This window comes from Psychrobacter sp. AOP3-A1-26 (genome assembly GCF_052378235.1).
GTDB lineage: Bacteria > Pseudomonadota > Gammaproteobacteria > Pseudomonadales > Moraxellaceae > Psychrobacter.
The window spans coordinates 1-13,951 of record NZ_JBQSXN010000020.1; the positions used below are offsets into that span (position 1 = coordinate 1).

12 protein-coding genes are annotated in these 13,951 nt (G+C 43.2%); 7 read left to right on the forward strand and 5 right to left on the reverse strand.

From position 1 onward, the window contains the following. Positions 1–113 precede the first annotated feature (113 nt). Positions 114–1,505 carry an adenylosuccinate lyase gene (purB, locus tag ACT3TU_RS05320; RefSeq protein WP_192523182.1) on the reverse strand — a complete coding sequence of 464 codons (1,392 nt, stop codon included), beginning with the start codon at positions 1,503–1,505 and terminating at the stop codon, positions 114–116. An 88-nt stretch (positions 1,506–1,593) separates the two neighbouring features. Next, positions 1,594–2,820, reverse strand: coding sequence for a tRNA 2-thiouridine(34) synthase MnmA (mnmA, locus tag ACT3TU_RS05325; RefSeq protein WP_192523183.1), 1,227 nt, complete (start codon positions 2,818–2,820; stop codon positions 1,594–1,596). Positions 2,821–3,085: 265 nt separating this feature from the next. Between mnmA and ispF the strand changes: the two genes are divergently transcribed. From ispF to ACT3TU_RS05350, 5 genes are all read left to right on the forward strand, one after another. Beyond that, entirely contained in the window at positions 3,086–3,586 is a 501-nt protein-coding gene (ispF, locus tag ACT3TU_RS05330) for a 2-C-methyl-D-erythritol 2,4-cyclodiphosphate synthase (protein WP_192523184.1), read from the forward strand. Between the two features lie 141 nt (positions 3,587–3,727). Continuing rightward, on the forward strand, positions 3,728–4,078 hold the full coding sequence (grxD, locus tag ACT3TU_RS05335; RefSeq protein ID WP_192523185.1) for a Grx4 family monothiol glutaredoxin: 351 nt from the start codon (positions 3,728–3,730) through the stop codon (positions 4,076–4,078). A gap of 172 nt (positions 4,079–4,250) precedes the next feature. Next, a complete protein-coding gene (locus ACT3TU_RS05340; RefSeq protein ID WP_192523186.1) occupies positions 4,251–4,781 on the forward strand; it encodes a hypothetical protein in 531 nt (176 codons plus the stop codon). Between the two features lie 262 nt (positions 4,782–5,043). Next, a complete protein-coding gene (gene mnmG, locus ACT3TU_RS05345) occupies positions 5,044–6,939 on the forward strand; it encodes a tRNA uridine-5-carboxymethylaminomethyl(34) synthesis enzyme MnmG (RefSeq protein ID WP_192523187.1) in 1,896 nt (631 codons plus the stop codon). 274 nt (positions 6,940–7,213) lie between these two features. Next, a complete protein-coding gene (locus tag ACT3TU_RS05350) occupies positions 7,214–8,173 on the forward strand; it encodes an AEC family transporter (protein ID WP_192523188.1) in 960 nt (319 codons plus the stop codon). A gap of 145 nt (positions 8,174–8,318) precedes the next feature. Here ACT3TU_RS05350 and ACT3TU_RS05355 read toward each other — a convergent pair whose 3' ends face one another. From ACT3TU_RS05355 to ACT3TU_RS05365, 3 genes are all read right to left on the reverse strand, one after another. Beyond that, positions 8,319–8,471: a hypothetical protein gene (locus tag ACT3TU_RS05355; protein WP_192523189.1), complete on the reverse strand. Its 153-nt coding sequence runs from the start codon at positions 8,469–8,471 to the stop codon at positions 8,319–8,321. Between the two features lie 48 nt (positions 8,472–8,519). Continuing rightward, positions 8,520–9,521 carry an LLM class flavin-dependent oxidoreductase gene (locus ACT3TU_RS05360; protein ID WP_192523190.1) on the reverse strand — a complete coding sequence of 334 codons (1,002 nt, stop codon included), beginning with the start codon at positions 9,519–9,521 and terminating at the stop codon, positions 8,520–8,522. Positions 9,522–9,917: 396 nt separating this feature from the next. Next, positions 9,918–10,847 (reverse strand): LysR substrate-binding domain-containing protein, encoded by a 930-nt coding sequence (locus ACT3TU_RS05365; protein ID WP_192523191.1) that lies wholly within the window; start codon positions 10,845–10,847, stop codon positions 9,918–9,920. 519 nt (positions 10,848–11,366) lie between these two features. Here ACT3TU_RS05365 and ACT3TU_RS05370 point away from each other — a divergent pair. Then, positions 11,367–13,025: an AmpG family muropeptide MFS transporter gene (locus ACT3TU_RS05370; RefSeq protein WP_192523192.1), complete on the forward strand. Its 1,659-nt coding sequence runs from the start codon at positions 11,367–11,369 to the stop codon at positions 13,023–13,025. A gap of 1 nt (position 13,026) precedes the next feature. After that, positions 13,027–13,911: a peptide chain release factor N(5)-glutamine methyltransferase gene (gene prmC / locus ACT3TU_RS05375; protein ID WP_192523193.1), complete on the forward strand. Its 885-nt coding sequence runs from the start codon at positions 13,027–13,029 to the stop codon at positions 13,909–13,911. Positions 13,912–13,951: the final 40 nt, after the last annotated feature.

Genomic DNA, 13,951 nt, shown 5'->3' on the forward strand with positions numbered 1-13,951 from the left:
GACAAATCATAGTATTTAAAGTAAGGTTGTTTTTTACTAAAGGCTAAGCAGTCAATTATAACTGCTTAGCCTTTTTCTAGGCTTTTAAGCTGCTAAAACCAACGCATTATCCATTAAATCTTAGCAATCCATTCTTTAATCGTACGCGCTTGTTCAGCTGCATTACCCGTATAAGTTGCAGGTATCATCTCGCGTAGGCGCGCTTTATCAGCATCGCTGACAGCAGACAATTCATCACTTTCAACGAATGTCAGCATGGCTTCGCGAGTCATGGCATTACCACGGGTCAAGGCTTTAAGCTTCTCGTATGGGTTTTCGACACGGTAGCGACGCATGACGGTTTGAATCGGCTCAGCCAATACTTCTTGTGCATTATCTAAATCATCATTTAAACGCTGCGCATTTAATTCAAGCTTACCGACACCTTTTAAGCAAGCATCATAAGCAATCATACTTTGTGCCAGACCAACACCGATGTTACGCAACACGGTAGAATCTGATAAATCACGCTGCATACGTGAAATAGGTAGCTTTTCACCCAGATGCGCAAGCATGGCATTAGCAACGCCTAGATTACCTTCAGAGTTTTCAAAATCAATCGGATTCACTTTATGCGGCATGGTAGAAGAGCCCACTTCACCATCTTTTAGGCGCTGTTTAAAATAGCCTAAGCTAATATATTGCCAAATATCACGGTTAAAATCGATTAAGATAGTATTGAAACGTTTGACCGCATCAAATAGCTCAGCGATATAGTCATGCGGCTCAATTTGGGTGGTGTACGGGTTAAAGGTTAGCGCTAAACGCTGGTCAATAAATTGCTCAGCATGGGTCTGCCAATCGACATCAGGATACGCTGAAAAATGAGCGTTATAGTTACCGACCGCGCCATTGATTTTACCCAATAGCTCTACTTGACCGATTTGCTTAATTTGGCGAGCTAGGCGATAAGCGACGTTTGCCATCTCTTTGCCAAGGGTCGTCGGACTTGCCGTCTGACCATGTGTGCGTGACAGCATGGGTTGGTCAGCATGGACAATCGCTAAATCAACGATGCTATCAGTCACTTGCTGCATTTTAGCAACGACAATCTCGCGGCTGTCTTTTAGCATCAGCGCATAAGATAAGTTGTTAATATCTTCACTGGTACAAGCAAAATGAATAAACTCTAGGCTATCCTCTAACTGCTGATTACCACGAAAGCGGTCTTTAATAAAGTACTCAACCGCTTTCACATCATGGTTGGTCGTCGCTTCAATATCTTTAATTGCTTGGGCATCATCTTCGCTAAAGCTATCAACGATACTGTTTAAAAAGCTATTAGTATCTTCATCAAACGCTGCCAATTCACCAATAGCACTGTTATCCGCCAAAGACTGCAACCAGCGAATCTCAACGGTGACGCGAGCTTTAATCAGACCGAATTCAGATAAATAAGGGCGTAAGCTGTCGGCTTTAGAGGCGTAACGACCATCAATCGGGGAGAGGGCGGTGAGGAGATTCATAGTAATACCTTAAATAATAAGAACGAAAAGACATTCAGAAGTGAAAGAAAATAAAAAATAGAACAGTTTTTAAAAATAGGTAATAGTACTAAAACCCACAAGGCGCATCAATAGACGCAATCACGCCGCCGCCTAAACAAACCTCGTCAATATAAAATACCGCTGATTGACCGGGAGTGACCGCACGCTGTGGTTTATCAAAAGCCACTCGTACTTCAGAGCCGTCTTCATTGCTAGCAAATACGGTACAAGCCTGATCAGGCTGGCGATAGCGAGACTTTGCCATACAGCGTAAGCCATCTGAGCTAAATATATCCGCAGGCGGTACACCATCGATCCAATCAAGCTTATAAGCTTGCAGCTCATTGCTCAGCATCATTGGATGTTCGTGACCTTGACCGACGATTAGACGGTTTTTATCTAAGTCTTTTGCGAGTACAAACCATGGCTCTTCAGGGCGATCTTTGACACCGCCAATACCGATACCGCCGCGCTGACCTAAGGTGTAGTACATTAGACCATCGTGAGTACCAATAGTGAAGCCATCGTCAGTGACGATATCGCCTTTTTGTGCCGGCAAGTACTGCTGTAAGAAGTCCTTAAAGCGGCGCTCACCAATAAAGCAAATACCGGTTGAATCTTTTTTATTAGCAGTAATTAAGTCATGCTCTTCAGCAATTTGACGAACCACTGGTTTCTCAAGCTCACCGACTGGAAATAGAGTCTTGGCAAGTTTGTCGCCGCCAACAGCATGTAAGAAATAGCTTTGATCTTTATTGTTATCGAGGCCACGCAATAGCTGTGCCACTGTTTCGCCATTAGCATTCGGATAGTTAACACTGCGGCGGGTATAGTGACCAGTGGCAATATAATCAGCACCAAGTGTCAAAGCATAATCTAAAAACGCTTTAAACTTGATTTCTTTATTGCATAAAATATCTGGATTGGGCGTACGTCCCGCTTTGTATTCGGCTAAGAAATGCTCAAAGACCCGATCCCAATACTCCATCGCAAAGTTGGCCGTATGCAGGGTCATACCGATTTTATCGCAGACCGCTTGTGCATCCGCGAGGTCTTCCATAGCCGTACAGTATTCAGTGCCGTCGTCTTCTTCCCAATTCTTCATAAACAGACCTTCGACCTTGAAGCCTGCTTGCTGCAGTAAAACAGCAGACACAGAAGAATCGACCCCACCTGACATACCGACAATCACATGCTTTGCGCTAGGATTATCAATATCGGCAAGGGTCAAAGGACGATGGGTGTCAAAAGAATCAGAAACTGGTATGCTTGAGGTGTTTGGCATGACTGACATAAAGCGGCTCAACTATTTATACTTTGTCCAAGATTTATGATGGCACTGAAGACCAATACAATGGCTAGAAATGCTGATTTTAGCAAATAGGCGACAGTGTTGATTTATTTTTGGATTGGGTATTATGATAAAATAAGCGTCCTATTATATCAGTTAATTGAAACTGGTGGCGAGCTATGGCATCTTACGGCGAGTAAAATCACTTTAAAAATTCAGATAATGGTTTTGAACTATTTCAATCGCCATTTATTTACTGGGAATAATAATGATAAAAATTGGTCAAGGTATCGATGTTCATGCGTTTCATAATACGGGTGAGCAGCAGCAATACGTGATATTGGCGGGCGTACCTATCGAGCACAGTCACAGTCTGCTAGCGCACTCCGATGGCGATGTAGTATTACACGCGCTTGCTGATGCATTGCTTGGCGCGTTGGCGCTTGGTGATATCGGTCAGCACTTTCCTGATACCGATGCCGCCCATGCTGGGCTCGATTCGCGAGTATTACTACGCTATGTCTATGGTAAGGTACAAGAAGCAGGGTATATGCTTGGTAATGCTGATATCACCGTCATGTGTGAGCGCCCAAAGCTTGCGCCACACAATCAAGCCATGCGCGATAATATTGCCAGTGACTTGCAGACCGATGTGAGTAACATTAGTGTAAAAGCCACCACCACTGAAAAACTGGGCTTTACTGGTCGGCAAGAGGGCATCATGGCTAATGCCGTGGTATTATTAGTGCCTAATGTGGTTGACGTTTAACCGCTATTGGCTGAATCAATATACAAACCATACTTGTAATATACAAGCTATTGCCCCATGTATCAGCCAAGCATTTCCCCAATTATTTTATAGTATAAACAACTATATTTTAACGAACCGCTATTTTCAATAGGAGCTTTTATGAGCGAGCAAACCCCAAACACTGCTGCAAACGATGTTGAACAGCTGATTCGCGATCAAATTAAAGACAATAAAGTGATTCTTTATATGAAAGGCACGCCGCAGTTCCCACAGTGTGGTTTTTCTGCCAAATCAATTGAAGTCCTTACTCAAATTGGACGTCCTTTTGCCTTTGTTAATATCTTAGAAAATCCAGAGATTCGCGCCACTTTACCAAAGGTCGGTAACTGGCCAACGTTCCCACAGTTATGGATTGACGGTGAATTGATGGGCGGTTCAGACATCATTTTACAAATGTATCAATCAGGCGAGCTAAAGCCTTTGGTCGAAGCCAATAGCCCTGCCGCTTAATCTAAAAAGACTTATTTAAGCTTTTTTTTATTATTAAGCTAATGCGCTTTATCTATAAAAGCCCGAGTAAGACCGTCACTGGTCGCTCGGGCTTTTATTGTTTTTGTGAGTTTAGCCCCCATATATGGCTCAAGATTAAGTATTATCAAAATATTAATAATTAGAGAGTATTATGAATAATCAATCCATAGAGTCACAAGCCAATGAAGCAGAAATTGCCGAGCAAGCGGCTATCGAAAAACGTCGTGAGCGCTTAAAAGCTGAATCCACACGTATCATCGATATCGCTGGCAATGAGCCGAACTCTGCACTCAAATGTGTTCATCAACTTAGTGTAATAGGCGGTGCAACGGAAGCGACTTATATTGCTATTGAGCAGCGTATCATCGCAGACCAAGACGCAGCTGGTGCGTATCATTTGGCGCTATTGGCGCAGAATACGCCAGATTTGCCGATTGATGCGCGTCAACTGATCGAGCTGGTGGTTAATAAAGGCGATAACACTCAGCGTTTGGCACTACTAAAAAACTTGCCACTGCCGCCAGTAGATATGATTAAAGAACAGGTGCTGGCCAGTGATGATGGCGATGCAATTGGTCAGATGAATGCCTATTTGCAGATTAATCCAGAAGGCTACGGCAGCCATCATATGCTGGGAAGTGGACAGGCAGATCGTATTGTACCGCTGAGTCCCGGCAACTAAATACTATTTTAAGTTCGGACGATGTCTTATACGATATTTTTTAACGATCATCTGAATAGTTTTTAGTATAACGTTTTTTAAATAGCAAAAAATTGTTATAATTATGCGTTATCTAACCAATGACTAACGGCTTATTTGAGTCGTTATTTCTTTTTAAAATCCGACTGACGTTTATTTGCCGTTTGCCATACTATTTCACCATAGTGTTTGGGTGACAATAGCATGTTGGTAAAAGCAGCGTTATGAGTCAAGTGAGGCATACATGCAATACCCAAAAAATTACGACGTGGTAGTGATCGGCGGCGGTCATGCCGGCACAGAAGCTGCTTTAGCAGCCGCACGTATGGGCGCGCAGACCTTGCTATTGACCCATAATATCGAGACACTCGGGCAGATGAGCTGTAATCCCGCAATTGGCGGTATCGGTAAGTCGCATCTGGTACGTGAGATTGATGCGCTTGGTGGGGCGATGGCATTAGCGACGGATAAAGCTGGTATTCAGTTTCGTGTGTTAAATAGCCGTAAAGGCGCTGCGGTACGAGCCACGCGCGCACAGGCAGATCGTATTTTGTACAAAGCTGCTATACGTCAGACGCTAGAAAATCAGCCCAATCTGGATATATTCCAGCAAGCAGCTGATGATATTTTGGTAGAAAATGGCCGTGCGACGGCAGTGGTAACCTCTACTGGTATTATTTTTAATACTCAAACTGTGGTGCTGACCTCAGGGACTTTCTTAGGCGGGGTCATTCATATTGGTCTTGAAAACTCAAAAGGTGGACGCGCAGGAGATCAGCCTTCTATTAGGCTTGCCGACCGTTTGCGTGAGCTAAAGCTGCCAGTTGGGCGTCTAAAGACAGGTACACCGGCTCGTATCGATGCGCGCAGCGTTGATTTCAGCGCCATGACAGTACAGCCGGGTGACACGCCGCTACCAGTGATGAGCTATATGGGTAACGTGGATATGCACCCAGAGCAAGTCAATTGCTATATCACCCATACCAATGCCCGTACTCATGACATTATTCGCGACAACTTAGAACGCTCACCAATGTTTTCTGGCAAAATAGAAGGCGTTGGCCCGCGTTATTGTCCGTCTATTGAAGATAAAATTCACCGGTTTGCTGACAAAGATAGCCATCAGATATTTATCGAGCCAGAAGGCTTAACCACGCATGAGCTATATCCAAATGGTATTTCGACCAGCTTGCCGTTTGATGTGCAGCTAGACTTTATTCATAGTATGAAAGGGCTGGAAAATGCGCATATTACCCGTCCAGGCTATGCCATTGAGTACGATTACTTCGATCCACAAAATTTAAAGCCAACGCTTGAAACCAAATCGATTGACCGCTTGTATTTTGCTGGTCAAATCAATGGGACGACTGGCTATGAAGAAGCGGGTGTGCAAGGTTTATTAGCGGGTAGCAATGCGGCGTTGGTCACGCGTGAGAATAGTGAGTTTGAAACGTGGACGCCGCGCCGTGATGAGGCCTACCTTGGCGTGTTGGTTGACGACTTGATCACCCATGGTACTACTGAACCATATCGCATGTTTACCAGTCGCGCAGAATATCGTTTGCTGTTGCGTGAAGACAATGCCGATCAACGCTTGACTGAAACGGGGCGTAAGCTCGGTTTGGTTGATGACGTGCGCTGGCAAGCCTATCAGGAAAAGATGGAAGCCATTGCCACAGAATCCTCGCGTCTCAAAGATATGTGGGCCACGCCTACTAATGCGCTAGGGGTGCAAGTGACTGAGCAAACAGGAGAGGTGTTGTCAAAAGAAGCGAATGCCTATGATTTGCTTAAGCGTCCACAGATACATTTTAATGATATCGCTGCTATCACTGATTCACAAGTTGACGCGCAAGTGGGTGAGCAGATAGAAATCTCAGTCAAGTACGCAGGTTATATTGATCGTCAACAAGAAGAAATTGATCAGATGAAGCGTCTAGAAAATACGGCGCTGCCGCTGGATTTTGATTATAGTATCGTATCAGGACTATCGAACGAGATTGTACAAAAGCTCACGCAAATACGTCCTGCGACATTGGCCCAAGCTGGGCGTGTAAGTGGTGTGACCCCAGCCGCCGTTCAATTATTAGCGATGACAGTCAAAAAACAGAAGAAGATAAAAGCGGCTCTACATTCTTAACCTAACTGTAATTTTCTAATTATGGCTGCTTAATTTATCTGTAGCTAAGGAAAGTTAAAAACAAAATAAAATGCTAAAAAAGCCCGTAATAAAAAGTGTTACGGGCTTTTTTATAGTCAATAGCACGGTATCGTTTTTAAAGTGAGCCGACTATATCCTATAATAAAACAGTCTTTCATTGTCCAAACTTACTGATTTTTAACCAACTGCTAGCCATTGTTTTTTACTTCTTTAACAATATAGCTTTGGATACACCGCTAACCTGAGCTTACTTATGATCGCTGCTATTATTTTTGCTATGACCATCGTATTGCCCAACCTTTTTTTGATGGGGTTGGGTTTTTTTATGCAACGGCGCGGTGAAGCGAGCCAAGCTTTTATCGATCAAGCCTCAAGTTTTGTTTTTAATTACTGTTTGCCCTGTTTGCTATTTTTTAGCGTGGTCGATAGCGACGTTGATTATGCTAAGCAAATCACCCTGATCATGGCAGGTATTCTTGTGACCTTTATTTTATTTATTGGGTCAGAAATTTATGCCAAGTATTTCATTAGTAAACCTGCTGACCAAGGGGTATTCGTACAAGGTATCTTCCGTAGCAATATGGCCATCATTGGGCTCGCAACGGTTGCCAACGCTTATGGCGAGGCAGGCTTAAGTATTGGTGCTGTATACATGGGCGTGGTGACGATACTGTTTAATATCCTAGCGGTCATTACCCTCAGTCGTGTGTCCAAAAGTGCAGACGATACGTGGGTCAGTCGTAGCACGATGGTTGTTAAAAAACTCTTCACCAACCCATTGATAATCGCCTTGGTGGCGGCTTTTGCTTATAAAGCGTTGCCGCTGCCGCCTATTACTGGAGTCATCCACACTACTGGTGATTTATTAGCAGCAGTAGCATTACCGCTGGCACTAATTTGCGCTGGAGCGAGCATCGATTTAAAGTCGATGTTGCACCCGTCTGGGCTGTCTATGCAAGCCAGTATCGGACGTATTGTCATTGCTCCCATAGTAGCCATTGCCGTTGGGTTGAGCTTTGGTTTATCAGGCGTGCATATGGGTGTGCTCTTTTTGATGGTTGCTTCGCCAGCTGCCGCAGCCAGTTATGTGATGGCAAAAGCGATGGGTGGCAATGATGTACTAGCGGCCAATATTTTAGCATTTACGACAGTAGTGGGGCTGTTTGGAATGGCGATTGGCGCGGCGATACTACGAGTGCTTGGATTCATGTGATTGTCAGTAGTATTATGGTTTGTGAGTAAATATACTGCTAGATACAGACAAGAAAGCCCTCTTCTCTGATAAGAAAAGAGGGCCTTTAGTATTATTATTTTTAATATTGGAAATGAATAAACCAATCGAGGTTTTATCGTGGTTGCTAATTTAGATTGTCTTTATTGCGCTTTTCTTTTCGACGCTGCTTACGCTTTGGGCTGATCCGGTAAGTAAGATAACCACCAACAACCAAAACCGCAATAAATGCCACGATGTATAAAAATATTGATGAGCCAATAAAGACAGAGGGTTCCATGACCTTAATCCCATTAGGGTTTATCAATAATTATGCAACCCTTATAGACTATTGTAAAGTAAATAAATTTAGCTCTGGTGTAAGTTCAAGTGAACGCAGGCGTGCTGCCTGATCGTAAACGTTGGCAGTGACGATTAGCTCGTCTGGTTGATACTGGGCAAGAAACTCAGCAAGTTTCGGTTTGACAGTTTCGACAGAACCGATAAACGATACCGATAACGCACTATCTACCATCATCTTCTCAGCGGTACTCCAGATGTTATCCATATCATGGGTTGGCTTAGGCATTTGACCCGTTTCGCCGCGACGCAGACGCACAAAGCTTTGCTGGGCTGAGGTAAAGTGATAATTGGCAGTTGCGTCATCGTCAGCAAGCAGTAAGTTTGCGGCCAGCATGACATAAGGCTTATCTAGATAAGCGGACGGTTTGAACTGCTCACGATAGGTACTAATCGCTTGAGCGAGCATTTGCGGTGCAAAGTGCGAAGCAAATACATACGGCAATCCTAAGTGCGCCGCTAAAGTAGCCCCAAATAAAGACGAGCCTAATATCCAAATAGGAATGTTTGACTTGGCCCCAGGGAAGGCTTGTACAGGACTGTCATCTGTACCATCACCTAAGAAGTACATGAGCTCTTGTACGTCTTGCGGGAAACGCTCAGCATCTTTCATTTGCCGACGTAATGCTTGAAAGGTAGCGCCACCAGTACCAGGTGCACGGCCCAAACCTAAATCGACACGATCGCCATATAACGCATGCAACGTACCAAATTGCTCAGCAATGACCAGCGGCGCATGATTGGGCAGCATCACACCGCCTGCACCGATACGTATGCGTTTGGTTTGACTACCGATGTGTGACAATAGTACTGAAGTCGCTGCACTAGAGATACCTGGCATATTGTGGTGCTCGGCCATCCAATAGCGGTTCAAGCCAAATTTTTCTGCTTGCTGCGCTGTCTCAACCGTTTGGGCGATACCTTCAGCGATGGTTTTACCCTCAGGAACGGGCGCTAAGTCTAAAAAAGATAATGGAATTGTATTATTCATAGATCACCTATTTTTATAATGCCGCATGGATATAGGCATTATTATTTTGTTATAAGTTTTTTTAAAAAGTCGTATTGTTATAAAAGTATCAGTTTGCTTTTTTATTCTTAAGTTATTTATTGCAGTGCAAATACTGAATGCTTAACACCCTATATAATGGGGCGATTAATCCATATATAAAGGTCAGTGCTCATACTAATAACAAAACTTATTGGTTTTAACGTCGAATCGTCTAAAAGATAGCCACTGATAACCCCACTATCAGTGCCATTGTCGAGTATTTGACAGACCCACCAATAAGACAGACAAAAAAGCACCCAAGTTTTTAATCTTGGGTGCTTTTTTATGCAGATTTTATGTGTACGAAAAAGATAAAGGTTAAGTCTTATCAGTTTGCTATTTAGCAAACTGTTTTTGACACAGCTCCATAAAGGCGCGCCCATATTGGCGGATTTCTGCATCATCACGGACTGCCATCCAACTGGTAAAGCGGCCGAAGTGCTCGATTGGGATAGCCGTCAAGTTTTGATAATGACTGGGTTCAAACGCCATCTCCGCGATGATGCCAATACCCAAGCCAAGCCCCACATAAGTACTAATCACATCGGCATCAAGTGCTGCCAGTACAATATCTGGCTCCAAGCCTGCCTCTTCAAATGTTTTGTCAATCGCACCGCGTCCAGTGAAACCACCGTGATAGGTCACAATGGGGTAGCTGGCAAGTGTTGGCAAGTCGATAGATTCTAGCCCTGCAAGCTCATGGTCGCTCGGTACAATGACGCGATGCGTCCAATCATAATAACGATAGCAACGCAGATAATTATTGTGTAGCAAAGACTCCGTGGCAATGCCAATATCGGCTTGGCCGCGTATCACCATTTGCGCGATAGTTTCAGGATCTGCCTGTTGCAAAATCAAGTTAACCTTAGGGAAACGTTCTTTGAATGCCTTGACCACTTGCGGTAAGACGTAACGCGCTTGCGTGTGAGTCGTGGCAATGGTCAGTGTACCGATATTAGGATTATTAAAATCAAGGCTAAGGTTTTCAATGGTACGGATTTCTGCAAAAATGGATTCAATATGGGGCATGAGTGCGGTGCCCATTGTCGTCAGTCCAGTCAGGCGTTTGCCTTGGCGCACGAATACTTCGGTTTTAAGTTGGTTTTCAAGCGCTGCAATATGCTTTGATAGGCTTGATTGACTGGTATGCAGCACAGTAGCCGCTTGACTTAAGTTATAACCATTGATCACCGTATGCCATACTGTTTCCAACTGTTTGAGTTGGATTTGTAAATGCCGCTGATTGACCACTACGTCGATTGCCATAACTTAATCCTATTGTGTAAATATACAAACCCTGTCTGTATACATAAAATAAAAATGTACAAATATACAGTGAGCTGCCAGTGTAAATCATAGCTATTATTCTTGTATATAATAAATAGCTATGAATTTATAGTAATTTGGAATATAGAAAGTCTATTCTGCGACTTTTAGAGAGAATAATATTCATTGGCACGCATAAACTTTAATTAAAGAGATAGTCAATAAGGTTTCAAAACAATTTAATATTAAAGAAGGTCTATGATACATCCTGTTACTAACTCGAAATACATAGTTTGGCTTATAGCCATTAAAAAATAAGTTAATGCAAAAACCTCTAGTCAAGGTTAGCGTTCTCAAGTACCATAATTCAATTTTGTGGTAATGCTGGTTTTGTGCAACGCAGAGCAATTTTTATCAATCCTGTTTGTCAGTGCTATTTATCCGCTTTATTGATAATCCTAATGATTAATAAAAATTGTGCGCAGTTGTGTTCTTTGTCTCAAGTGTTGGTGAGTTATTATGTCTGTTATCAAATCTATATCGCCTAAGCCTCCTGTCGCCAAAAAATCACTAAGTGAAAGCCTAAAAGCTTATCTCGATCGTCGAGCGATTATCATGCTGTTTTTGGGCTTTGTCGCTGGCATACCTATCTTACTTATTTTCTCCAGCCTCTCGTTATGGCTGCGTGAAGCGGGTATTGACCGTACTGTCGTTACCATGTTTAGTTGGGCAGCATTAGGCTATGCCTTTAAGTTTATTTGGTCGCCATTAATAGATGCATTACCTGTGCCATTTTTGACCAAATGGTTGGGTCGCCGTCGAAGCTGGATTTTAGTGTCGCAAATTTTGATTATCATAGCGATTTGCATGATGGCAAACGTCAACCCTGCTGTTGAGGGTAGCTTAGTATTGATGGCAGCAGGTGCGGTGTTATTAGGGTTCTCATCAGCGACACAAGATATCGTCATTGATGCTTATCGGATTGAGCTGGCTCCGCCAAATCTGCAAGCGGTACTGTCTGCCATGTACGTGACAGGCTATCGTATCGGTATGATAGTCGCAGGAGCAGGGGCGTTATATTTAGCAGATTATTTTGGTTCGACCGAGGCACTGTACAGTTATGAGGCGTGGCGTAATACTTACTGGATTATGGCAGGTGTCATGGGTGTTGGTATTATTACGACGTTGATAATACATGAGCCCATAAGCCAGAAAGTAGTCGTCGAACGTAAAACGTCTGATTATATGCGCTTGGTACTTGTCTTTGCTATATCCATAGTAGGGTTTGTGTTTGTTTTTGCCAACGCAGGGTTAATATTACCTGCGACTGAAGACGTATTTTCAAAATTTTTAGTCCAAGTCATACGCATGCTTATGAGTCTAGCAGCAGCCTTATTCATCGGCTACTGCTTGGTCAAAGCCAAGCTAGTAAAGCAGGAGTTTGCTTATACCACTTGGATTGAGCCTATAGTGGATTTCTTTCGTCGTTATGGCATGAAAGCCTTATTATTGTTAGCGTTGATTGGACTTTATCGCATCTCTGATATCGTTGCAGGGGTTATCTCAAACGTATTTTATCAAGACATGCAATTTACCAAAGTGGACATCGCCAATGCGGTCAAGCTCGTTGGTGTGGTTATGGCTATCGCTGGTGGTTTTTTGGGCGGTATATTGGCGCAAAAAATGCGTATCATGCGCGCTATGATGGTCGGCGCTATCCTTGCTTGTGTGACGAATTTACTGTTTATATTGCTGACTTATCATCCCGGTAGCCTGCCTTATATGTATCTTGCGGTGATTTTAGATAATCTTGCTGCTGGTCTTGCTAGTGCTGTGTTTATTGCTTTTTTATCAGCGCTCACTTCTGTAAAATTCACTGCGGTACAGTATTCGATATTTTCATCGCTCATGGTACTACTACCAAAAGTAATAGGCGGTTACTCAGGCGCTATCGTTGATAGTACCAGTTACCCCTTCTTTTTTATGTTTACCTTTGCTATTGGTATTCCTATCTTAGGGCTGATTTATTTAGTCGATAAGCATATCGCTATTGGTGACAATGATGATATCTACGGCGACGATGATGATAATGGCGGTGATGGCAACGGTGGTGATAAATTGACCAAAGCCAATCCAAATCTCACTAAAACCAGTGAGCCACCACGAGCGACAGAGTAATATGGCGACGATTCAGCAAATTAAACAGCAAGCAGTGCAAACGGCTACAAAGCTAGCCGTTCCGCCGTTTTGGATAACCGATTGGCTGCTGTATGTCATCGATAAACCAACCCTATTCTTAATCACAGATGAGAATTACCAGCTGAATGCTAGTGAATCTGAACAATTTAATGCTGGCGTGACCAAGATGCAGCAGGGCATTCCCTTAGCTTACCTGACAGGTGAGCAAGAGTTTTGGTCGCTTACTTTTAAAGTGAATGAGCATACGCTGATACCTAGACCCGACACTGAGGTTTTGGTTGAAACAGTACTTGAATGGATAAACGAGCAGCCTGCTGAGCAGTCAGATGGTATTGAAAACAAACGCTTATTAGATTTGGGTACAGGTTCTGGTTGCATTGCGATTAGCCTTGCCCATGAGCTAAAACTTACTTGTGAGTTAAAAAAAGCACGCTGGAAAATTGTGGCTGTGGATTTTTCGTTAGAAGCGTTAAAAGTGGCTCGTGATAACGCCTTGCAGAATAATATTGATACGATTGAATTTATACAAAGCAGTTGGTATCAAGAGCTGCCTATTGCTGCTGATAAATTATTTGACGTTATTGTGTCTAATCCACCTTATATTGATGAGTCCGATACGCATTTAGCACATTTAAAAGCAGAACCTATTAGCGCGTTAAGTGCGGCCAATCACGGCCTTGCTGATATAGAACATATCGCGCAGCAGGCACCAAAATATCTAAGAGTAGGTGGTTTATTAGCGGTCGAGCACGGCTTTGATCAAGGGCTAGCAGTCCGTCAGTTATTTGCCGACAATAAATTTTCTGATATAAAAACCATCAAAGATTTTGGTGGTAATGACAGAATAACTTTGGGTCAGCTGTGATAAGTGGTCTTTTAAGAACGGGTGTTTAATAATAAATCTT